The following is a 24,565-nucleotide window of genomic DNA, read 5'->3' on the forward strand; positions in this document are numbered from 1 at the left end:
GATTCACCTAAATTATCATAAAATTAAAAATAATAGGTTGTAAACGCTTACCATGTAGGTTATATTGAAGTTAATTAGTAATATTTACTAACCAAATCAATTAAGGCCGTGATGTGATGAATTTTAATGGGACACCTATGCAAATGAAATCAATCAATAAAAAGAGAGTACTTCAATGGATTCAGGAAAATTCACCGACTTCAAGGGCCGAGATTGCTGCGAAGATTTCTATAAGCAAGCCGACTGTTTCTTTACTGGTAGATGAATTGATAGGGGAAAAGTGGGTGTATGAAAAAGGAATAGGCGAATCGTCTTCACAAGGCGGGAGGAGGCCGATACATCTTTATTTCAATGAAAAAGCGGCTTATGTAATCGGAACAGATATCGGCGGAACGAAAGTAAAGACAGTTATTAGCGACCTCGGAGGCAATATTGTCCACTCCAGCAGTTTTTCTACAGTTCAATTTTTAGAATCAGGTCTTTTAAAACAAATCGCCAAAGAAGTGCATTCCATGCTGGATGAAAGCCATATTCCCCTTGATCAGGTGCTTGGAATGGGAGCAGGGGTTCCTGGAATCACCCAGACATCCAATGGGGTTGTCCTGGAAGCACCTAGTCTCAACTGGATTCGGTACCCATTCATGGCGGAAGCCAATAAATACTTCCCTTTCCCAATTCATGTGGATAATGATGTGAATGTTGCAGCACTTGGGGAACAATGGCTTGGGAACGCGAAAAATAAACAGAATGTTCTGTTTATTGCAGTCGGTACCGGCATTGGAAGCGGAATTATCATCAACAATCAGCTGTACCGCGGCTATTCAAACGCTGCTGGCGAGATGGGCTATATGGTGACGGATAAAACAGATATAAAAAAAGACTTTAAGCCCATCTTTCACCGCTACGGTTATTTGGAAAGCGTCGCCGGCGGCAAATCGATCGGAAAAAAACTGACGGAAGTCATCCAGCAGGATCCGGCCCACTCGGCTTATGCTCAGGCCATAAAGGGAGAGCTTCCGGGGGAAATGGCCTTTGCCCTTGCGAAAAAAGGTGATACAGCAGCCATTTCGGTCATTGATGAAGCCATTGATCATCTGGCGTATGGAATCATAAATGCCGCGAGTTTATTGAATCCTGAAGTGATTATTTTAGGAGGTGGTGTTCTAAAATCATCTGATTACATTTTGCCTAAACTGGACAGGATCGTGAATCACTATCTTCCAAGTTCAGTAGAATTGAAGACTTCACGATTAGGTGATAATGCGGGAGTCCTGGGTGCTGTTTCACTCTTTTTGCGGGAGCATGAAAGTATTATCAAATTTTCTTAATGAGGGGGATTTTTCAATGAAAAATAAGAAAAGGATATCAATTATAACCACTTTATCCATTTCGGCTGCATTAATGCTATCTGCGTGCAGCTCTGAACAGGGGTCCAGCTCAAGCTCTGAAAAAGAGCCGGGAGAGAAAGAGAATAAGCTGGAAGAAAAGGTAGTTATCTATTCACCGCATGGAAAGGATATTCTATCAAAGTTTGAACAGCAATTCGAGGAAAAATATCAGATTGATGTGGAATGGCTTGATATGGGATCACAGGAAATTCTGGACCGGATCCGCTCCGAGAAAAACAATCCGCAGGCTGATGTCTGGTGGGGAGCTCCGTCTGTAAACTTCGATCAGGCAAAGGATGAAGGACTCTTAAAACCGTATGAGCCTTCCTATGCAGGAAGTCTGGCAGAAGGTTTCCATGATCCAGAGTGGCACTGGTCCGGAACAAGCCAAACGCCGGAAGTCATTATGTATAACAGCAAAGAGTTATCAGAAGATGAAGCGCCTAAAGACTGGGATGAGCTTCTGGATCCAAAGTGGAAGGATGAAATTATCATCCGCTATCCGCTGGCATCCGGAACGATGAGAACGATTTTTTCAGCCATGATTTACCGCGACTTTAAGGACTCCAAGGATACAGCGGCCGGTTACGAATGGCTTGAAAAATTGGATGCCAACACGAAAGAATACGCAGCAAATCCTGAAATGATGTACAACAAGGTGGCCAAAGGAGAAGGAAAGCTGTCTGTCTGGGCAATGCCTGACGTTGTTATGTTAAAAGAAAATAAAAATTATCCATTTGAATTCATCATTCCAGAAAGTGGAACACCAGTCCTGACAGAAGGAATTGCCGTTGTGAATGATGCTCCGCATCCGAAGGCTGCTGAAGCATTCTATGAGTTTGTCAACACACCTGAAGCGGCCAAGATCCTTGCAGAAGAATTTTACCGCATTCCTACAAGGGATGATGTAGAAGGACTCCCTGAATGGATTACAGAAACAGAGATTAAGAGCATGGATATCGACTGGAAAGTATTCCAGGAAAACAGCGACAGCTGGATGAAGTATTGGGATGAAAACATTAAGAGCGGAGAAAAAGAAATTAAAGAATAGGAAGTGTAATAGGTATGGCGTCCATAAACATAGATAATGTCCAAAAAGCCTTTGGGAAGGTTATTGCAGTCGATCATTTAAATCTGGATATAAAGGATGGGGAATTCTTTACCTTCCTTGGACCAAGTGGATGCGGCAAGACCACCACACTTCGGATGATTGCTGGATTCTATTATCCTACTAAAGGTGTTGTCCGTTTCGGCGATAAGGATATGACGCGTGTACCTCCTGAAAAAAGAAATACGGGCATGGTTTTCCAAAACTATGCCCTTTTTCCTCACATGACGGTGTTCGAGAATGTCGCTTTTGGATTAAGAGTTAGAAAACTTGGCTCCAAGGAGCTCAAAATAAAAGTCAAGGATGTATTGCAAAAGGTGAGACTTGAGCAATACGCCGATCGTCAGGTGAGCCAGTTAAGCGGAGGTCAGCAGCAGCGTGTCGCGCTGGCAAGGGCATTGGTAATTGAACCGGAGATTTTGCTCCTGGATGAGCCGCTCAGCAACCTGGATGCCAAGCTGCGCGATGAAATGAGAAGTGAAATACTGAGATTACAGAAGGAGTATAATATCACGACCATTTATGTCACCCATGACCAGGCAGAAGCTTTATCCATGAGCGATCGGATTGCGGTATTTAACTTTGGGGTCTGCCACCAGGTGGGAACACCTTCGGAAATCTATAATGAACCAGCCAATGATTTCGTTGCAGGATTTATCGGAGAAATCAACCTGCTGCCTGTGATGATCAGCAGAATAGAAGATGAGAACATTCTTGTACAAGTGCAGAACGGTGAAAGTGCCAGTGAGCTTTCCGTCCGAAATGCCCCTTTTAATTATAATCAGGAGAACAAAGGGAATCTGGCATTATCCATACGTCCTGAATCTATTAAAATACTGGAAAAAGAGACAGAAGGGAAAAATATTTTCAATGGAACCGTGGAGGAGGTACATTTCTTCGGCTCCCTCATCAATATGGTGGTCAGGGCTGCTGGCCTTAAGCTTCAGGTAAATGCCCTGAATAGCGGATTATCCAGAAACCTGCAGGCGGGTGCAGAGATTTGGGTGGAATTGCCTGAAGAGCAGATGCGGATCATTCCTGTGGTGACTGGTGATGCCTCATGATTAAAAATCGGGATACAAGGCTGACCCTGCTCCTCCTTATTCCGGTCCTGCTGGTTCTCATTGCGTATGTTCTTTATCCCTCTTTACGGACCATAATGGAAAGTCTTCAAAAAGAAGGCAGCATGACCTTTGGGAATTACAGTGACTTCTTTAGTCAGGAATCCAAAACCAATCTGGAAGCCCTGTGGAATTCAGTGTATATTTCGGTATTGAGTGTCCTGGTCAGTGCGCTGATCGGCATCCCGCTGGCATTCATTTTCAACCGGTATGATTTTCCGGGCAGAGGCTTCTTTGCATCGGCTGCCATCATGCCGATCGTCCTGCCGTCACTGGTAGGAGTAATGGCGTTCATGTTCCTGTATGGAGAAACCGGATTGATTCCCAATGCCATTAAAGACCTGTTCGGGCTGGATGAAGTCCCGTTTAAAATAGGCGGCATATCAGGCATTTTGATAGTCCATGCATATACTATGTATGTGTATTTCTATATGACTGTTTCATCAGCCATTAATAAAATTGATCCATCTCTTGAAGAAGCTGCATACAACCTGGGTGCCAACCGGTTTAATGTGTTCTGGAAAGTAACCTTTCCATTATTGACACCGGCTATTGTCGCCGCATCCTTATTGGTGTTTATGATCTCGATGGCTTCCTTTAGTGCGCCGTTTCTGCTGGCAGGCGGATTCAGAGTGCTGAGTCTGCAGATCTATTTTTCAAAAATCAACGGCGATATGGAAGTGGCCGCCACACAATCGGTTATTTTATCGGTTGTATCAATCAGCTTCCTATTATTTATGCGCTGGTACCAAAACCGCAAGGATTACCGAATGGCTTCTAAAGGGATTGGCGCCCATCGCAGTGAAGTGAATAATCCTGTTTTGAAGTGGATACTGGTCTTTACAGGAATCGTGGGAGTCATCATTCTGCTGCTTCCTCATTTCACGATTCTCCTGCTGTCGCTCGTGCCGGACGGGACCTGGACGTGGCAGACCTATCCTTCAGTATTTAATTTTGAAAACTATCGTTTATTGTTCCAGGATCCGAACATATTCAAACCGCTGAAAAATAGCTTGATCCTGTCGGTTATCGCTACAGCAGGGAACCTTGTCTTTGGCGTATTGGCATCCTATGTGCTCGTTAAACGGAAATTTGTCGGGAAAAGCTTTGTGGATATTCTGGTTATGATTCCATGGGCATTGCCGGCCACTGTTATAGGGATGAATTTGATTTTTGCTTTTAATGAGCCGAACATCTTCTCGTTTGGCAACATTCTTGTCGGCACATTCTGGATTTTGCCTCTGGCCTATTTTATCCGCCATATTCCATTAGTCGTCAGATCGACCAATGCTGTGTTGGAGCAATTGGATGATTCTATAGAAGAAGCCTCGAGAAGCCTTGGGGCAAAGTGGTTCTATACGTTCAGAAAAGTAATCCTTCCGATCATTATGCCAGGGGTTTTATCAGGAACATTACTGGCATTTGTTGAGTCAGTCGGTGAATTTCCAACGTCTGTATTGCTGTATACCCTTTCAAACCGCCCGATCTCCATCGAGATTATGAATCAGCTGAGAATGTTCAATATGGGCCAGGCGGCAGCTTACGGAATGATCCAGATAACGTTAATCGCACTGGTTCTGTTCATATCAAACAAGTTTTTTGGTGTAAAAGCTGAGAAATCATTGTCATAAACGGAGTTGAAAAAATGAGCAAATTAGAAGAATTTATTAAAAGTGAAGGCCATGCCTTTCCTGGCAAGACGTATGCAGAAGAACTGCTGATGCCTGTTTTCAATGACCAGCGGGATTATCTGTTCCATGTCATGTTCGATATCCACCGGGCACATGTGATCATGCTGGCAGAACAGGGAATCATTCCGGAAGAAGAAGCAAGAACCATGCTCGAAGGAATTAATAAAGTGGCAATGTCAGACACCAGCTCATTATCCTACCAGCCTCAGTTTGAAGATCTCTTTTTTATGATGGAAGCGAAAATAGGAGAAGAGATCGGTGATGAGCTGGCCGGGAAAATCCATATTGCCCGGAGCCGGAATGATATGGGGATCGCTATGTACAGGCTCGTCCTGAGGGAACATCTGCTTCAGCTTTTGGGAAGTGCTTATCAGCTTAGTGAGGCATTGCTTGAGCAAGCTGAAGAGCATAAAGAGACCTATATGACCGGCTATACTCATACACAGCCGGCCCAGCCGACTACGCTGGGGCATTATCTGCTGGCTGTTTATGATGTTCTTCAAAGGGATATCAACCGGCTGTGGGCTGCCTATAAAACCGTAAACAAATCCTCTCTTGGCGCAGCGGCCCTTACAACGACCGGCTTCCCGATTTGCAGAGACCGTACGCGTGAACTGCTGGGATTTGAGGGGATTATCGAGAATTCATATGACTCGATTGCGGGAGCCGATTACCTGCTGGAGACGTCATCCGCCCTGATGACCTGCATGGTGAATACCGGCCGGTGGATCCAGGATTTCCTTCAGCATGTAACAAGAGAGTTTGGCACTTTCCAGGTGGCAGATCCTTACGTGCAGGTGAGCAGCATAATGCCGCAGAAGCGGAACCCGGTTTCCATTGAGCATTCCAGATCCATTGCCAGCAGTGCCTATGGTGAAGCATACGCTGCCATGAACATGGTCCATAACACGCCATTCGGCGATATCGTCGATACAGAAGATGATCTGCAGCCCCATCTGTATCGCGCCTTTAATAATGCGAATCGGGTATTAAAGCTGATGTATGCCGTGATTGCCACTTTAAAGGTCAATAAAGACCATGCGAAAGAAATGGCCAAAAAATCGTGCATCACAATCACAGAATTAGCTGACACCCTGGCAAGAGACTACAGTATCCCATTCCGGAAAGCTCACTCCATTGCCAGCTATATTTCGAAACAAACGGTGAAGGATCAGAAAGAGCTATGCGACTGGAAAGTGGAAGATGTAAATGAAGTTATTCAGGGATATGTTCCCGTTTCCCTGTCAGAGGAAGAGTGGAAGAAAATCATTTCTCCAGAATACTTTGTACAGATCCGCAGACTCCAGGGAGGACCAAATCCGGATGAGGTCTCGAGAATGATCAAGGAACGGAATGAAATCCTCACAGGGGAACTGCTCAGCTATGAGGGGACTGTGAGAGGACTTAAGGAGAAGCGGGAGAATTTGATTAATTTTAGATTTTGACTAGTGTCGTTCCTATTTGCTAAAGTCTATTAATCTAACCTTCTGGCACTCTTGCTGACGGTACTAATATCACCGGTGGCCCAGTGACTTCTCTGGAAGACTTGATCTTGGGGGCAGTGAGGATATTATGAGCTTCCTACTAAACTATCTTCGTTATCTTTTTTAGCGGGACTTCACTTTAATGTGGAGTCTTCTTTTTGAGTTTTCGACAAAATTCGGGTGGTACCTGTCACTAGGAAATTTCTCCAATTAAATGATAATATAGTATCAGGGAGGGTGATGTATGAGAAAGGTTTTATATTTTGTTTTTGCAGCCCTGATTTTGGCCGCTTTGAGCGGGTGCAATAAGGAGATTAAGCCGCAGGATCGCTTTTCGCAGTATGTGGAGCACTGGAATAAGCAGGAGTTTGAGAAGATGTATGAATTCCTGTCGAAGGATGCGAAGCAGTCGATCAGCAAAAAGGATTTTGCAGCCCGGTATGAAAAGGTTTATAAGGATTTAGAGATAGATAATCTGAAGGTAACATACAAGCCGGATATGGAAAAGGAATACAAAAAAGAAGAGAAGGCAAGTTTTCCTTTTTCAGCAAGCATGGACAGTGCTGCCGGCAAAATTGAGTTTACCCATGATGCCAAGCTTGTGAAGGAAGAAGCGAAAGAGGAAGAAAACTGGTATGTTGCCTGGGATACGACTTATATTTTTCCGGAGCTGGGGCCAGAGGATAAAATCAGCTATTCAACTGTTCCGGCGCAGCGCGGAGATATTGTGGACCGCACAGGTGACCCTCTTGCTCTAAATGGCACCCTCTATGAAATCGGTGTCGTGCCTGAACAAATGGGCGATCAGAAGGAGCAAACGATAAAAGGCTTGTCTGCAGCCTTGGGAATGTCAGAAGAGCAGATTAATAAAAGCTTGAACGCGAGCTGGGTGCAGCCGAGCTATTTTGTTCCTATTAAAAAAGTGTCCCCGGATGATCAGGCGACACTTGATAAAGTGTTCGCATTGCCAGGCGTCCTGAAGCAGGATGTCAAAGGCAGAGTCTATCCAATGGGTGAGTCAGCAGCCCATCTTATCGGCTATGTGGGAACAATTACTGCAGATGAAATGAAAGAGCGTAAAGGCTATTCAAGCACCGATATCATCGGGAAAAGAGGGCTTGAACAGGTCCTTGAAGAGCGACTAAAAGGGTCGAACGGAATCAAAATCGGCATCCAGAAGAAAGACGGTTCTGAAGTGGTTCTCGCTGAAAAGCCGGTGGAGAACGGTGAAACGATTCAGCTTACCATCGATATGAACCTGCAGAGATCTCTTTACACAGAGCTTGGAGGAAAGCCGGGAACCGCAGCGGCAATTGACCCGGTAACCGGTAATACACTGGCACTCGTCAGCAGCCCGAGCTTTGACCCGAACCAGGCTTCACTCGGTTTTACCGCGGATGAATGGAAGGCGATTGAAGCAAATAAGGACATGCCCCTTCTGACACGGTTCAAGCAAACCTATGCGCCAGGTTCCGTGATGAAGCCGCTGACAGCAGCAATCGGACTGACAGAGGGAACATTAACTCTTGATGAAACCATTAATGTCAAAGGCCTGCAATGGCAGAAGGATAGTTCCTGGGGCGGCTATAAAGTCACTCGTGTCAAAGATCCGGGCGGACCGGTCAATTTTGAAAAAGCAATGATGTATTCGGATAATATCTATTTTGCCCAGCAGGCGCTTGAACTGGGAAAAGAAAAGTTTTCAGCCGGACTCAAGAAATTCGCGTTTGAAGAGGAAATTCCATACGCATTCCCGCTGGAACAATCCAAGATTGGCGGCCTGGATACAGAGATCCTGCTGGCTGATTCCGGCTATGGCCAGGGACAGGTGGAAATGAGCATTGTCCATCTTGCAGCATCCTACACACCTTTTATCAATAAAGGTTCCATGATCAAACCTGTTCTCCTGGAAGAAGATGAAAAGGGCCAGGTGCTGAAGGAAGCTATCATGAGTGAAGAAACAGCCGGCACGGTGGCAGCCGCAATGGCTAAAGTCATCCAGGACCCAAGCGGAACCGGCCGTACGGCTTATATGAAAGATTACCCGCTGGCGGGGAAGACCGGAACTGCGGAGCTGAAGAAAAGTGCGGATGAAAAAGGCCAGGAAAATGGTCTGTTTGTTGCCTACAACCCGCAGTCTCCTAAGCTGCTCATTGCGATGATGATAGAAGGCGTTGAAAACAGCGGCGGATCGAAAGTGGTCGTGGAGAAAGTGAAGAAGGTTTTTGAAGAGCATAAAGGGCGATTTTAAGAACAGAGTCTGCATCCATAGGGTGCAGGCTTTTTTAATGCCCGGCGAAACATTAGGACTGCTGTGAACCTTGAACAGTCACAGCAAATAGATGGCCTGATACCGCAAATAGCCAGCATGAACTTGCAATTAGATATCTAATCTTGCAAATAGCAGTCTTAATTTTGCAAATAGAGGAGAAAAACCTGCAAATAGAGGACAAGTTTCTTATCCGCCGGGCATATATATATATCAAAAGTAATGTTATTTTAAGATTTTATCGAAAATTGTTGAAATAAATAGCTGAAAAGTCTTATTATAATAGTAACGAAAAACAAATATTCGGCAAACTTATTGAAAAATAAGGACGCAAAGCCACGAGTCTAAGGTCATGGACTATGATAGTCGGGTTGCAGGTGTATTTGGTGCCGGAAAATTGGCCCTAAACTCATTGTAACCAAACATCAGGTCTGCCTTAATGCAGGCCTCTTTGCTGTTTGGATGTTTGCTGGTGTGCAGATAGGGAAACGAATAAATGACTGAAAAATCTAATAACAGGAGGCGGATTTTAATGGGTGTAATATTTGGAACGGTGGAATACTTTGAAAAAGAGATAAAAGCTTATCTGGCAAATAATCGCTTAAAGGAATCTAAACTTGAAAGGCTGAAGGCGATTACATCCAAACTTGAAAATGAACTGCTGTATGACTTCTCTTGTCATGAAAGACTAAGGCAGGAATGCCTGAAGAATCTTTCTGAAGCATATGGCAAAATGACACAGGGAAAGGCAGTTGCAATGTAATCAGGTTTTCTTCTAACACTCCAGGTTGATCTTCTCGAAAGCTTCTGCAGAACAGTCCCTCCCTGCATGTTTTCATATAAAAAACAGTGCATTCCCCCATCAGGAATGCACTGTTTTTAAGTTATAATCCTAAATGTCCCTTCAGCTCACCCTGGACCCGCTGCTTTTCTTCATCTGGCACTATCAGATACCAGATGTCCCCGATATACTGGCCATCACCTTCTATGGTCAGCTGCTGAATGTTATTTCTTGTGTCTTTATAATTCTTTTGAATATCCATCATTTCTTTAAAGGTAATATCAGTTTTAACGTTTTTGCCGAGCGCTGCAAAGATGTCATCAAAACGAGTCAGGGAGCTGAAGCTCGCCCCTTTGTTAATAACACCCTGGATGACCTGGCGCTGTCTTTGCTGGCGGCCAAAATCCCCATTCGGGTCATTCTTTCTCATTCGCACATAGGATAATGCTTCGCTTCCGTTAAGGTGAATGCTTCCCTCGTTAAAATGGAATTTCCCCATGTTGAAGTCTGTTTCGTTGGTTACATCAATCCCGTTGACAGCATCCACAATATCCTTAAAGCCATCCATATTCATTGTAATGTAATAATCAATCGGGATATCCAGGAAATCTTCTACTGTATTGATGGCCATCTCAACATCGCCAAAAGCATAGGCATGATTGATTTTGTCTTCCGTTCCGTGCCCGATGATGTCAGTCCGCGTATCTCTGGGAATGCTCAGCATTTTGACAGATTTCAAGTCGGGATTAACAGTCAGCACAATCATCGTATCCGATCGGCCTTTGTCTCCCTTACGCTCGTCCACTCCAAGCAGTAGGACCGAAAACGGCTCTCTATCTTTTAAGGTAATCGTTTCTTCACGCTTCTCCGATTTTTCCCGCTGAATCGGCTCCTGCATGGTATCAACAGCAGAAGTCAAAGAGTTATATACATAAAAAGCATAGGCGCCTGCACCTAATAGCAATGTGATAATAAACAGCGCGATAACAAGAGTCCACTTTTTCCGTCCCTTTTTGCCAGCCAAATGATTTCACCTCAAATTAAAAATCCTAGATCGATAATACCACAATTGTAATGAAAAAGAACTATCCTGGATGTGCCGCAGCAGAAGTGTTTTTTGTATTTATTTACCTATAGAATTTAAAGAAACCCGGGACTATAATCGAATGGAATTTATTATCAGTTCAGTTAAAAGGAGGAGAGTTATTTGAAACCTGCCAGAAAAGTGATCTCATGTCTCGCAGGAGCAGCTATCTTTTCAGCAATGCTTTTTTCAAGCGGAGCAGAACCTGTTAAAGCCGCAGCTTCATCAGTCTACGCAGAAAAGCTCGTAAGGCAATCGGAGAGTTATGCAGGGTCTCTTAAGTGGGCCATTTCTATTGAAGGAACAGGTGATGGCAAGACTATACCATGGGGTTATTATAATGGGACGAAGACAGCTTATGCTCAAGCAAAAAAGGCAGTCGGGAGCCTTCCCCAAAGTGGAAAGAAAACGGAGCTTCTAAATCGCCTGGAGAAAAATGTGAACTTATATATCAGTGTGCAGCCTGGCAAGACGGGCCGGGCAGTCGCTTATATCGATGCGATCAATGCAGGAGCAAAGATTGAGAAAGCAAAACTCTCCCTGAAAAACCAGCTGGACAAACATATCATAAACAATGAAACAGAGCGGCTATATCACAATCTGTCATGGGAGCTAAAAAAGCAATCGTATCTCTTGGACCGGGTGTACGGCCAGACCACCCGGGACTTAATCCGCCAGCATTTTAAAAAGTCGGCCGAACAGGTGCGTGGACAGGCGCTTTATCCCGTTTCTATTAAAATGGCTTTAGATAAAGTGAAAACCAATATAGACAGCGGAAATTTACCTGAATCCAAAAGATATCTGGATGAAACATATGCTTTATTTGTTAATGGGGAAAAGACAGGAAATCTGCTGCCTTCCTCAGCCATCTATCAGACTTTAATGAAAACATACGAAGAATATCAAACGCTAATCAGCGAATGGGACAAGGAAGAAGTAACGCTGGAGTCGGCATTTGTACGTTATGCAGGCAGTAAAGGAACACACCTGACAATCAATAAAAACCACACCATGATGCTGAGTTTGACAGATGCCTATCCGCTCGAATCATTGGAATTACATTTGTCTGCGCCAGCAAAAAAAGCAGTTGTCTATGTTACCAGAGAGATGAATGGAGAAGAAATGACGGAAGAAATTCACTCAGTGGAAAAAGCGGACCGGCTTTCTGCAGATTTATCTCAATCTGAACTTTTCAAGCTGCCCGACCCGACTCTAAAAGAGAATGACGGAGCTCCTGGCCGCACTTTCCGCTTCAAAGTCGATGTTACAAACCTCTCCGGTGAAACCAAGTCTTATTACGCGAATCTCGGAATCGGTGCTTTCAACTATGGAAACGGCTTTAAAAGAGGAACCTATTACACTGACTATGGGTACTCAATCGATGTGGCAGGGGCGTTTACACTCTATGACCATGGAAATGGCTTAGTCTATATTCCGAGAGACGAAAGCTGTTTAATTGATGACCCAATAAAGGGAACAGTCATTTGTGATCCGACCGGACACTTAAGCCTCAGAACGCTTGAACAGGGAACAGACATAGAAGTCCTGAAGCGTGAGGCGCTGCAATCATACGGCACACCAGTGAAGGCCGTGGAGGAAGAGCTGCTTCCAGGCACACTTTATCATGTTCACACTGCCGCCAATGGCTTTTACTTGTATGAAATGGTCATAAACCACGATGGCCGGCTGATTCAGATTAATTATTCCATTGAGCATAATGCGGATTATGTACGGGATGGCATTGAAGCTATGTTAAAGAGCATTAAATAAAAACCTATTTAACCATTTTCTATGAAAGGCTCTCCGGAACGGGGGCCTTTTTTACGGGTAAATGTGAACAATGCAAATAGCAGGCAGCATTCTGCAAATAGATTTCCAATTTGGCAAATAGAATCCCGGCTTCTGCAAATAGAATCCCATACCTGCAAATAGAGAAAGGAATTCTGCAAATAGAACTTTCAGACTAACAACACAACTATAAATAGGGACTATTTTCTCAACTTTCTTAATCTATCACCTTACTATTACCTGCGCCAAAATATATACAGTATAATAACCTTGATAAAAAATGGAAGGATGGTACAAAAAAGTGAAAAAATGGTTAACTGTTATTCTATCTTTCTTAATGCTGTTCGGTTTTACAGCACCTGCGGCAAGTGCAGCTGAAAGCAATACGTTCTGCAATCAGTACAAAGGTGTGAAGAAGATCTGGTGGGACGGCGTAGAATTAAAGTCCGGCCAGATTGGGCGTTTGACGGTCCTAAAAGACACAACTCTTTACAAGCTTCAGGGAGAGAAAAAAGTCCCTTCCCGCACATTGAAGAAAGGCGAGTTTTATCGTATTTATGCCTTTAAGCCCGGCAAGCTGAGTGTAGGCGGCGGCTATTATGTAGACCGCGACACAAAGGTGAAATATGAAACGCCTAGCAAAACAAAACTAAGAGCAGCTCAATGCATCCATAATCCTTATGGGAAAATGGGCAACCCAACTACAGTTGGCGTTACCTGGGACATGACGGCCAATGACTGGATGGATGGCAAAAAGAAATACCAGATTACCATGACAGAAGCCGTAACAGACGCTAATCAGGCGTGGCAAATGATGCAGCAGGCAAATTCGCTGAATCCTCCTCCGCCTGCAGGAAAAAAATATATCCTTGCTAAATTCAAAATTAAATTAATCGAGTATGAAGGAAAAACATTTGATTCCTGGATGGTCAATAAGGCCATGTTTGATACGGTCACCCAAAAAGGCGCGCTGAATGATCATTACATCGGCTTTGTTACGCCAAGCCCTGAACTTCAGGATCTTTACAAAGGCGGCCAGACTGAAGGATGGGTTCCGTTTGTTGTGGATGCCAATGACAATCCTTATATCGTCTGGAATCGCGGCTGGGAAGATGAGCTGTGGTTTAAAGTACAGTAATAAAATGGATGGGGCCTTCTCTTATGAGAGGGCTTTTTCACTGCAGAATATCACCCTCTCATCCGATAAGATAAGTAGAATTCAATCAAGAGAGGATGGACAAGCATGCTTTTAAAAAGGTATTTCTCTGTTTTATTGGCTCTGATTCTATTAGTTAATTTCTCTGCTGCATCAGCATCGGCAGGGCCGGTTGAAGAAGCAAGGGAGCTCATCCGGGATTATTATGTGGAAGAGCTGCCGGACTGGGTGCTGGCCAAGCCCTCGATTAAAGAAATGGTCCGGTACCTGGATTTATACTCTGTTTACATGTCGGCTGAAGAGTTTGCGGAATTTACGAATGCCATAGAACAGCAGCTGGTCGGCATCGGTGTCGTTTTAGAGGAGAGCGAAAGCGGGATTCGGATCATGTCGGTTATACCAGAAGGCCCTGCTGCAGCAGCCGGACTGAAACCGGGGGACATCTTAGTGAAGGCGGATGGAACCAGTCTTGCCGGTGAGTCCGTACAGACCGCGATTTCACTGATAAGCGGAAAAGAAAACACCAGTGTTACGCTCACTTTTATCAATAGTGAAACCGGGAGCATGCAGACAATGACCATTCCGCGCAAGGTGATTCACCTTCCTAATGTGGAATCCCGCATGCTCGGCGGAAATATTGGCTATATCCGCTTAAACAGCTTTTCTATGAATGCGTCCGAGGATATTGCCGCGGCTATTCAGAAGCTGGGGCCGGCAAATGGCTGGATCTTTGATATCACCAATAATGGCGGCGGTTATGTTTCCGCAGCCCAGGAGACAGCAGGCTTTTTTCCGGGAGTTACGAAAGCGTTTCAGCTGAGATACAAAGGAAATCAGGCACAGGTTTATCAGGCGATTCAGCAGCCTGTGGGCTTCACCTCACCAGTGCATATTTTAATCAATGAAAACAGTGCCAGCGCCTCTGAAATGGTCTCCGCCTCCGTTAAGGAACAAAAAGGAGCTGTTCTTTACGGCCAGAACACATTTGGGAAAGGATCCATGCAATCACTGTTTACTTTGAGTGATCAGAGTGTTCTTAAACTGACCACCGCCAAATTCTTCTCGCCGAAGGGATCTCCAGTCCATGAAATTGGCGTTGCTCCGAACATTAAGACAGCTGCAGGTGATGAACTGTTCATCTCACATCGTGATCAGCTGGTAAGCGGCCTTAAGGGATACAGGAAGCTGCCAACGCTGCAAAATGTCCCAGTCACCAAGACCTTCACTGTAAAAATGAATGCCGGCATGCAATGGGATGGATTAAAGAAGGGGGATGTTCAGCTGATCCAGCTTGGCGGCGGTGAAGCGGAAATAGACGTGCAGGTTACGGACGAAAAAACGATCAAAATCATACCGAAGAAACCTCTCGCTTCTAAAGGAAACTACCTGCTGATCATCCATCCAAACTGGAAAGGATTAAATGACCGGAAGATGAATGAAGGCATCTGCTTGGAAGTAACAGTTCAATAACAAAATTACCAATATTATCATAATGAAATTCTCATAATAACAAATTATGATAAAGATATTCTGGAAGTTAATAAAAATTTTGGAAGATTATTAAAATCATAGAAAAGGTGGAATAAACAAGTGGGCAAAAAATTCAGTAAGACAGTTAAATTGGCAGGGGCAGCAGCCATTGCAGCTTCCGCTTTCGCAGCCGTTAATCCTGCTCAGGCAGACGCAGCTTCAACAGCCGAAAGTCTGGTTTTGAAAGCAGAACAAAGCAAAGTGCCTCTTATCCGTGCAACATCAGTGGACTATGATGCCGATGCTGTCACACAGCCATGGACTCTTTATAACAAGGCCAAAAAAGATTACGCAGCAGCTAAAGCAGCAGTTAATAAATTATCAGGCAAGCAGAAAGTGCAGCTGAGCGCCAGACTGGATACGGTAAAGCTTTATATTGACCGTACAGCTGCCTATATTGATGCCATTTCTTCCGGCAAAAAACTTTTAAAAGGCACTGGTGAAATGGAGAAATATCTGGAAGAAGGGAAAATGGAAGAAGCAACAGCGGCTTATCATAAACTTTCATATGAAATAAAGAAGCAGGCCATCATTCTTTACCGTGTGTATGGACAGTCTACAAGACAGGCCATTCTTGATACCTACAAGACGCCTGCAGAGGATGCGAAGTTTCAGGCACTTTACCCTGTAAGTATTCACATTGAACTGGACCGATATGAAGCGGCACTGGAGAAGGAAGATTTTGACCAGGTGGCAAAGCACGATAAAAATGTAAATGAGTGGCTGGAGTATGTTGATAATGAGGAACTCTATGACCTGCTGTCAGACCGGTACAGAGAGATCATCGCTTCATACACGGATGGCCTTGAAGATGTAGCTGAAATCGGATTTTATGAAGATGCTTATTATGTAACTGATCTGCCTGGAATGACAGCGTATGACATGATTGGCTTCTTTGACAGTGAAGGAAATGAATTGTTTATCGATGGTGTGGAAAATGACTTTATCATTAAAGATGATAAAGGATACTTTACAGACCTTGGTTCTCTTGCACCGGCATATGCAAAAGACGGTCTTAAAGAAACTGGCCCTGTTAAAATCCAGCTGTTCGACCGTGAAACAAACGAATTAATTCTGGAAGAGACAGTTGAAGTGAAGGACGGAACTCAGCTTTACAGCCTGGAAAAAGGGAAAATCGTAAACGCTGAAGGCAAAGATGCTGCATATACAGTAACTGGGCAAACCTATCAGTTCACACCGTCTGAGGCGATGACACTAAACGGAGATATCATTGGTGATGGAAAAGACGAAGAGCTAAAGCTAAGCCAGTTCCCTGGCATAACGTTTAAATCTTCTGATGTAACAAAGTTCGTCGTGAACGCATCCGGGAAAATTACGCCTGTGGCACCTGGTAAGGCTAGTTTAATCGTGACATGGAACGAAATGGAGTATAAGCTTCCAATCGAAGTGAAATCTGCATCTGCTGTTGCAGAATTTGGGCTGGCTTCCGGGAAAACAAAGATTCTCTTAAGTGGTGACACTGATTTTGACAGCTTAATTGATGCAGGATACTTCACGGCAAAAGATCAATATGGAAATGAAGCGGATTTGAAAAACGTAAATGCCCAGCTGTTTACCAGCCAAGAGTCTGTCTTCACAGCGAGCGGTGAAAACATCACCGTGAAGGGGAAAGACGGTGATACAGCTTCCCTGATTGTGAAAATAAACGGCATCGTGAAATCAATTCCAGTTGCACTTGATAAAACGGCTCCTGTTTTAGAGGGTGCTGCTGATCAATCTGCTGTGAATCAGTCAGTAACAGTATCCACAAAAGCAGCCGATGTAGCTTCTGTGTCAGCAGCCAAAAATGGGGCAGCCATAGCCGGATATACATTAGCCACACCTTTAACAGATGAAGGAATGTATGAAGTAACCGCAATAGATTTTGCCGGCAACAAGAGTGTTCTTAAGTTTGAGATCGATAAAACAGCGCCAGTATTAGCGGTTTCAGGAACAGCGGGTGCACCAGTAATTACAGCATCTGAAGCTCTTTATTACAAGGACTCAGCCGGAAAGCTTACAGCGATTAAGAGCGCTGAGCTTGACGAGACTCAGGCCAACGCCCTGTTCACTTATACAGGAGCAGGGAAGCTGAAATCTGCAGCTGTCAACGCGGATCAGCATAAGTGGTCATTTGCAACAGAAGGTACCTTAACAGGTGACGCGGTTCTTTACGATGATGAGGAACTATTTGATAAGGCAGGAAATAAGCTTGCCGGATCTGTTAAGGCAACGTTTAATGGGACAGCTTGGGTGTTAAGCACACAGTAAGATAAGGAAAAATGGCCGGACTCTCTTGATGAGCGTCCGGCCATTTTTTTTATTGCTTAAATTCAGCTATTTTTTCTAAATAAACAGCTTTTACCGAAGCATCCGGTATCTGGCTGCCCAGTTTTTCTATTTCTGCGACTCTAGTATTATATTCTTCATCAGAAATCGGCTGTTTGCTCAATGTTTCAAGCTCGTCGATTTTCATTTTGGCGGAAATCGCAAATCGGTGTTTCTCAATTTCCTTTTCAGCGGGTGCCTTATAGGAAGCAAGGATCGCTTCTCTTGTTGACTGCCCGTAAACTCTGTAAAGAAGCACGGCATTCTTTTTGATTTCATAAGAAAGAGTATGGAAGAGGCTTTCTCCTGTGTCAGACAGCGGATCAGCAATCATGCTATTCTGAAGTTCATCTGTCATGGCCAGCAGCTTTTTGCCGGATGTAACCGCATCAATATACCCCTGTGCCCGTTTATAATGAACGGCGACATTCGCGTTAAGGGACGCCTGCAATTCATTTTTCTTCGCGGTGTCCGAAATGCGGTTAATGGCTGTTTGAGCAGAATTCATGTATTTCTTTGTGCCGTTAAAATACGTCATATTCGGGTAATCCGTTACTTTTCCCGGATATTTATCCTTCCGGTAATCAATGTGAATTTCCCATTTAAGGCTGCCTGCATAAGAGATCGCTGTTTTCAGATCCCGCTCAGCAAATCCGATATTGGCTTTATTCAATACAGCAGATGATGGGGTCTCATAGCGGATATACCCGCTCATGTTTGTAACATAACCGCCGCTGCAGATTTTATACTGCCCGCCATGCTTGCTGTCATATCCACACACCTTTAACCCTTCCAATGGCTGGAGCACCTTTGCTGCAGAAAGACCGCTGCCTGTCCGGTTCCAAAGCGTAATCGGCTTAAGCACTGTCAGCTTCCCGGTCTGCCCCGGAATCAGTTCTGCACCCCAATTCGGCTTCGGCACAACAGTAATAGCCTGCCGCCCCATTTGGACCCACGATCCCTCAAAATTCTTGCGTGATACCTTTCGATGCTTTCCATAATAGAGAGGATCATTGATATAGACATACTGGCTGTCATAGCCTGTCACTAAAACGGAATGCTCTTTATAGGTAATGCGAAGCGGCCCGCTTGATGTCTGCCACGTCTGGAAATAGCTGCTGGAGAGCGGCTTGAACACGGTGTTTGTAATAACCCATACAGGGCTTCCGTTATCCAGTGCACGATAAATGGCGCTGGCATTGGATCCAGTCAGATTCACCACTCTCCCAGGCAGATATTTGTTTGCCAGATCATAGATGGGTCCATTATAAACACCAAGTCCCGGCTGGCTGTATGTATACATATTGCCGACAAACCCGTCATACGGATTGCCGTGAAGGCCATTCTTCTTAAAAGGCACCTTGCGAACCTCTTTGGCAAGCGTCATTTTAGGAGCATTGACTCCCTGGCTTTCCAAAAGCATGGCCAGACTCGTAACCTCACACCCTCTCGGCAGCTCAGGCATCTGCCTGATATGCGGTGCATCCACAAGTGTTTTGGCTGAAGCCTCCCCCGTACCCGCACATACAAACAAGATAAATAGAAAACTAATAAAATACCACTTTGACTTCAAAAATACATAACCTCCTTTGTAAGAATCAGACAAATATTATTCTACCTTAATTTGGATTAGTCTTTGTTCCTTTTTTAAAATAAGGAACAAAAGCATATATATTCAAATTTCAGAAAAATAAACTGAGTCGAACTATATCTTTTTGACTGATAAAAGATAAAATTTTCCTTGTAAATGCTAACAAAAACAATATATAGTCAAAAAGGACCACTCATAATCATCCGCCTTTTTTAATAAGTCAGTAATGTTACAAAGTTGTTACTAAGAAAATATATAAAACGTTGGTATATAAGTGTTTGTGATGTTATTACAACAAAAATGACATATACATAGTCCGGAAGAATATAATCTTAAAGTGTGCTTTTATTGTTATTTGTGGTTTTAGAGGAAATAATTACTAACCAATTATTGCAAATAAACTCAATAAAAACCTAGAATTTCCTCTAAAAATGTATTATTATAGGAAATGTGAGAGGGGATGGTAATTAAACCAGTTATATAGTCCTCTGACACAATTCTACTAATTTTTTAGAAGGAAATAGACATATAGGTTGATATTTCCATAGAAGATTAGTATAATTCTCGTTAAGTTTGCTAGGCAATGATTAGCATTAGCCGATAAGCTTAAAAACAGATGTAAAAGTCTGGCGGATCATTGTACTACTTTTTATATTCGAAGGGAGAAATACGAAACATGAGTAAAAAGAAAGCTATCAAATTAGCTGCTGCTTCCGCGGTTGCTGCATCTGCATTCGTTGCTGCTGCTCCAGCTCAAACTGACGCTGCAAGCAATGTTGCTGTTGAGGTAAGTAAAGCTGTAACACAAATGAAAAAGGCATATCACACATACAGTGATGTAACTGCAAATGGTGAGTTTGCTCCAATCGCTGACGTGTACAAAGAGTACAACGCTGCGAAAGCTGCATACAAGAATGCTAAAGCTCTTGTAACAAAAGCTGGCGGGGAGCATAAAGAAGCTTACCTTGCACAATTAGATGCTACATATAACGAGTACATCGCTAAGCGCGTTGTTACTTACATTGATGCATACAACTATGCTACAGCTCTAGAAGACAAGAAAGAAGCTTTAGAAGCTGCTTTAGAAGAAAAAGAGTGGGATAAAGCTGAAGAGCTATACCATGAAATTTCTTACGAATTAAAAACTCGTACAGTAATCCTTCACCGTGTATATGGCCAAACAGCTCGTGAACTTCTAGTTGACGCGTTCAAATTAGAAGCTCAAGATACTCGTGACAGCATCACAAACGAAGTATCTGTGAAAATGTACTTTGATAAAGCTGAAGATCTAGTTGCAGAAGGCAAACTTGAAGATGCTAAAAAAGCTATGGATCACGTAGCTGACTACGTAGCTAAGCTTGACAAAGATACTGACTTTGGTGCTGCTCTATTAACTAAAGTTTCTGAAGTTAAAGCTGCTTACGAAGCTAAACTTGCTCCTGCAGTTGAGAGTGTAAGTGCGATTAACGCTAAAGAATTAGTTGTTAAATTTAATCTTCCACTAAAAGAGTCTTCAGTAGTAGAGACTACTGGTGCGGGTAAAGGGACACTAGTTGATGGAACGTTTAAAGTAGATGGCGCTGCTGCTGATGCTCTAGAAGCTTCATTAAGTGCGGACGGAAAAGAACTTACTATTAGATCTGCAACTGATTGGGAAGGTACACACTCAGTAGAAGTTATTGCAGATAAATTAGTTTCAACTTCTAACAAAAAAGTTGGTCACTTCACTACTGCATTCAACTTTGATGATACAGTACGTGCTTCTATTACTGGTGTTGAATATGTAAATAAATATACTTACAAAGTTAATTTCTCTGAACCTGTTAATGCTGTTGGTTCTGAATCCGCAAAATTTGCAGATGGCTCAGCAGTTACTTTAGATACTGCTGCAACAGGATATGGTTTATCTGCTGATGGTAAGTCATTTACTGTAGTATTTGACTCAGCAACTACTGCAAATAAAGAAATTACAGTATCTTTCCCTTCAATTACTGATTTTGCTGGAAATATCTCAGTTCCAGCAACTGCAAAAGCTACAATCAGTGATGCAGATAAAACAAAACCTACAGTTGCTTCAGTTGTTTCTGCTTCACCTACTACAGTTAAAGTGAAGTTTTCTGAGACTATTAAACTAGTAGATGCTACTAAGGTTTCTTATAACGGTGTTGCATTAACTGCTGCTGATGTTGCGGTAGATGCAAATGACAAAACTGTTCTTAATGTAACCGTTCCTAGTACAACAACAAGTGGTGTTCTTGCTCTTGCAGCAGGTGTTGTTGAAGACTTAAATAAAAATGAAAATGGTGCATCTAGTCAAACTGTTAGCTTTGCACATGATAAGGTAGCTCCACAAGTTACTGCTTCTGAAGTAGTAAAAGTTAGTGGTGTAAATAACCTTAAAGTTACTTTCAGTGAAGCAGTTACAGAAGTAGGGACAACTTTAACTCTAAAATATACTGATGAGTATGGAGTCCAAAAGTCAATCGTTGTTCCAGCTGCAAAAATCAACGTTGATTCTACAGATTCTAAAGTTGTATTTATTGAACTACATGATGGTACTTCTGTAATTAAAGAAGGAGTAAACTACAGTGTAGAAATCCCAACTGGTTTCTTCGTTGATGGATTCAACAATAATTCAGTTGCGAAAACTGTTTCATTCTTAAATAGCACTAGCTCAACTACTACAAAATTAGCTTTAAATACTACTAACCCAATTGTTAATGGTATCGACGCTAAGGGTGCTTATGTTGATGTACAATTTGCTGATGCTGTAAACGCATCTACAGCAACTAATACTTCAAACTATGCTATTGAAGGAGCAACAGTAAGCAGTGCTGTATTAACTTACAATAATCCAACTACAGCTAATGTAGATGGTGCAAAAGCAGTAGTACGTGTTTACATTGCTGATAACACAGTTGAAGCAACTGGTAATTACAATGTAACAGTTAATGGTGTTACTGGTTACAGCTCAAGCGTAACTCAAATGAATTCTGATACAAAGAATATCGCAATTAATGAAAATACTCGTGCAACTGTAACAAGCTCTACAGTTAAGTCACTTGGAGCTTCTACAGTAGTAGCAGTTACATTCTCTGAAGCAATTGCATCAGGTGCAGGAGATGCTAACGACTTTGATTTGTTCGTTGATGGTGTTAAAGTTTCAACTGCTACAGTTACTGGCGGTGCCGCTGCTGCTACAATTGACTTTACAATTAACACAGACTTGTCAGATGAACTTGCTGCTGGAAAAGTAGTTAAATTAGTTGCAACTTCAACTTTAGATTTAGCTGATAGCAACTCTAACGTGGCTGATGTGAAGGAAATTGTAATTAAGTAATAAATAGGAACTAATAATCCTATTGAAAAACATAAAAAGCTCTGTAGTGGAAATATTCACACAGAGCTTTTTTATATCTAAAAGTGGATTATCAGAGGGTAAGGGGACAGGTACTTTGTTCCACAAATGATGTGATCTGTGGAGCTAAATCTCTGCAGTATTTTCTATAAAGTAGACCAGGCCGGGATTTAGAGGATATAGACCTTAGAAACTATGTGGAAAATCTTTACATGTCTTTTTTTATTTGCTGGTGACTGCCTTTTCCGAAAAATGAAGTTTTTCACACGAATAAAAGAAATTTAAAATGGTTTGGGGATCGTATAGGAGAAAAATCTTGTTCTTTCCCACTAAAGGGTTTCTAGATTAGTATTACCGTATCTTAATGGAAAAGTGATAATACGGGGAGAAGTAAATTTCTATTAGGTTAGTCTAATTATTTACTAACTTAGCATCAAAAGGGGAAAAATTGGACGTTCCTAAGGGTACGGATGAAATTGATAAATTATTAACAAAAAATGGATCATTTAGGACTGACGACTTGAAAGGAAGCCCATTTGAAAAAGGAAGAAATAATCAGTTATTTTGTAAGAGTATTTTCGTTACTTAACACAAGGAGTGCTGTGTCAATTGGAAGAATTTTTTGCAGTGTTAGAATTTGTAAAGAACAACGCGGTGTTGAAAGTATTAATAACTTTTCTCTTTGCCTCGCCTCTTTACCCTATACTTAAAAAAGTGACACATGTCTTTTTTTTAAGTGATATTGAGAAGAATTTTATGTCAAATCAAGATCGAATAAAAATGAATTTTCTAACATTTTTTACATTTATGTTAATTTTTGAAATATACTTTGTTTTATTTGGGTTTTTATTATCTAAGTATATACTTTTGGGGTTAAATAATGGAGCATTCGTTTATCTAGCTTTTTTAATAATAATAATTCATTTAATACTCACAATTTATTTGATTTATAGGGTTACTTCAAAAAAAATATTGTCCCGAAAGCATGAAAACCTTCTGTCATCATCATTTTTAGTTTCTAGCTTTTTATTTTATTTATTAATTATTTTATCAATTAAGACAACAAATATAAATACTGAGGACTTTATAGCGATAGTTGGCACCCCCTTATTCTCGTTTTTACTTTTATATCTATTGGTTATTAAAAATCCTATTAAAAGCCAGTATAAATTCACTCTGATACCAACAGGAAAAATGGAAAATGTACAACTTTTTCACTTGTTTAATATTACAAATAACATAATGCTTTTAAGTAAAACATCAAATTTTCATGACACAGACAAATATTATATTTTCGATAAAGAGAGTGGCTTATGGTATAAATATGTGAGGAATAGAGACGAATAAGAAACAGTTTTTTGTGCAGTCATCAATTAAAAGAAAGTCTGTTTTAATTCTTATTAACAGAAAAAGCTTCTAGGGTTTCAAAAATTATTTTTCTAAACTATTTGCCAAGTTTTCAAGTGAAATAAGGAATCAAACCCTACGAAGTGATAAAACCTAAACGGGAAGGCCGTAGGTGGACAAGGGGACAGGTTCCTCGTCCCTATTGAAAGAAGAATAGCCATGTGGAGAGAAACCTCTACATGGCTATTATTTTCTTGTAAAAAAATAATAAAGATATGAGTTGTAAAATTACTCGAAGGGGATCATGAATAACTTTGACTAGCAAATAAATAGTCCTAGAATACCTTTCCCATCTTTGGTATTAACTTTTTCTTCCTCCTGTTAGCTAGTTCAGTAAGATTAGGAAACTTAATAGTTACAAAAAGTTTGATTCAACTTATATTTATACTTTTACAAAGGTCTCGCATTTTTCTGGTATGACAAAAGCAGTAAATTCCTCTCCCAAGCATTCCTTTGGTTGATTACGTTTATCATTTGAGAG

15 protein-coding genes and 1 riboswitch are annotated in these 24,565 nt (G+C 42.2%); of the genes, 13 read left to right on the top strand and 2 right to left on the bottom strand.

Features of this window, described 5'->3' with window-relative positions:
- Positions 1 to 143: 143 nt before the first annotated feature.
- The 7 genes from ACTHRG_RS04960 to ACTHRG_RS04990 all read left to right on the top strand — a co-directional run bounded on the left by ACTHRG_RS04960 (position 144) and on the right by ACTHRG_RS04990 (position 9,824).
- The gene (locus tag ACTHRG_RS04960) at positions 144 to 1,328 is read left to right on the top strand and encodes an ROK family transcriptional regulator (RefSeq protein ID WP_440230675.1); all 1,185 of its coding nucleotides are present in this window, start codon (positions 144 to 146) and stop codon (positions 1,326 to 1,328) included.
- 16 nt (positions 1,329 to 1,344) lie between these two features.
- Positions 1,345 to 2,439, top strand: a complete 1,095-nt coding sequence (locus ACTHRG_RS04965) for an extracellular solute-binding protein (protein WP_440230676.1) — start codon at positions 1,345 to 1,347, stop codon at positions 2,437 to 2,439.
- Between the two features lie 14 nt (positions 2,440 to 2,453).
- Entirely contained in the window at positions 2,454 to 3,560 is a 1,107-nt protein-coding gene (locus ACTHRG_RS04970) for an ABC transporter ATP-binding protein (protein WP_440230677.1), read from the top strand.
- Entirely contained in the window at positions 3,557 to 5,248 is a 1,692-nt protein-coding gene (locus ACTHRG_RS04975) for an ABC transporter permease (RefSeq protein ID WP_440230678.1), read from the top strand. The genes ACTHRG_RS04970 and ACTHRG_RS04975 overlap by 4 nt, the downstream gene beginning before the upstream one ends.
- Before the next feature lie 14 nt (positions 5,249 to 5,262).
- Positions 5,263 to 6,753, top strand: coding sequence for an argininosuccinate lyase (gene argH / locus ACTHRG_RS04980; protein WP_440230679.1), 1,491 nt, complete (start codon positions 5,263 to 5,265; stop codon positions 6,751 to 6,753).
- Positions 6,754 to 7,036: 283 nt separating this feature from the next.
- Positions 7,037 to 9,043 (top strand): penicillin-binding transpeptidase domain-containing protein, encoded by a 2,007-nt coding sequence (locus ACTHRG_RS04985; RefSeq protein ID WP_440230680.1) that lies wholly within the window; start codon positions 7,037 to 7,039, stop codon positions 9,041 to 9,043.
- Between the two features lie 313 nt (positions 9,044 to 9,356).
- Positions 9,357 to 9,440, top strand: a riboswitch (cyclic di-GMP riboswitch).
- Between the two features lie 153 nt (positions 9,441 to 9,593).
- Complete coding sequence (locus ACTHRG_RS04990; protein WP_076259385.1) at positions 9,594 to 9,824, top strand: hypothetical protein; 231 nt, start codon at positions 9,594 to 9,596, stop codon at positions 9,822 to 9,824.
- Positions 9,825 to 9,945: 121 nt separating this feature from the next.
- On the opposite strand, the gene tagU is transcribed toward ACTHRG_RS04990, so the two are convergent.
- Entirely contained in the window at positions 9,946 to 10,866 is a 921-nt protein-coding gene (gene tagU, locus ACTHRG_RS04995; RefSeq protein ID WP_440230681.1) for a polyisoprenyl-teichoic acid--peptidoglycan teichoic acid transferase TagU, read from the bottom strand.
- Positions 10,867 to 11,049: 183 nt separating this feature from the next.
- Here tagU and ACTHRG_RS05000 point away from each other — a divergent pair, with 183 nt between their 5' ends.
- The 4 genes from ACTHRG_RS05000 (at position 11,050) to ACTHRG_RS05015 (ending at position 17,671) form a co-directional block, all read left to right on the top strand.
- Complete coding sequence (locus ACTHRG_RS05000; RefSeq protein ID WP_440230682.1) at positions 11,050 to 12,696, top strand: hypothetical protein; 1,647 nt, start codon at positions 11,050 to 11,052, stop codon at positions 12,694 to 12,696.
- Between the two features lie 319 nt (positions 12,697 to 13,015).
- Complete coding sequence (locus ACTHRG_RS05005) at positions 13,016 to 13,852, top strand: hypothetical protein (RefSeq protein ID WP_440230683.1); 837 nt, start codon at positions 13,016 to 13,018, stop codon at positions 13,850 to 13,852.
- Between the two features lie 105 nt (positions 13,853 to 13,957).
- Positions 13,958 to 15,340, top strand: coding sequence for a S41 family peptidase (locus ACTHRG_RS05010; protein ID WP_440230684.1), 1,383 nt, complete (start codon positions 13,958 to 13,960; stop codon positions 15,338 to 15,340).
- 120 nt (positions 15,341 to 15,460) lie between these two features.
- Entirely contained in the window at positions 15,461 to 17,671 is a 2,211-nt protein-coding gene (locus ACTHRG_RS05015; protein ID WP_440230685.1) for a cell surface protein, read from the top strand.
- 49 nt (positions 17,672 to 17,720) lie between these two features.
- Here ACTHRG_RS05015 and ACTHRG_RS05020 read toward each other — a convergent pair whose 3' ends face one another.
- On the bottom strand, positions 17,721 to 19,301 hold the full coding sequence (locus tag ACTHRG_RS05020) for a C39 family peptidase (protein ID WP_440230687.1): 1,581 nt from the start codon (positions 19,299 to 19,301) through the stop codon (positions 17,721 to 17,723).
- Positions 19,302 to 19,995: 694 nt separating this feature from the next.
- Here ACTHRG_RS05020 and ACTHRG_RS05025 point away from each other — a divergent pair.
- Positions 19,996 to 22,659, top strand: coding sequence for an S-layer protein (locus ACTHRG_RS05025; protein ID WP_440230688.1), 2,664 nt, complete (start codon positions 19,996 to 19,998; stop codon positions 22,657 to 22,659).
- Between the two features lie 627 nt (positions 22,660 to 23,286).
- A complete protein-coding gene (locus tag ACTHRG_RS05030) occupies positions 23,287 to 24,024 on the top strand; it encodes a hypothetical protein (RefSeq protein ID WP_440230689.1) in 738 nt (245 codons plus the stop codon).
- The last annotated feature ends 541 nt before the right edge of the window (positions 24,025 to 24,565 follow it).

Origin of the sequence: Cytobacillus sp. SAFR-174, from assembly GCF_051964675.1 — a bacterium.
Classification (GTDB): Bacteria; Bacillota; Bacilli; order Bacillales; family Cytobacillaceae; genus Cytobacillus.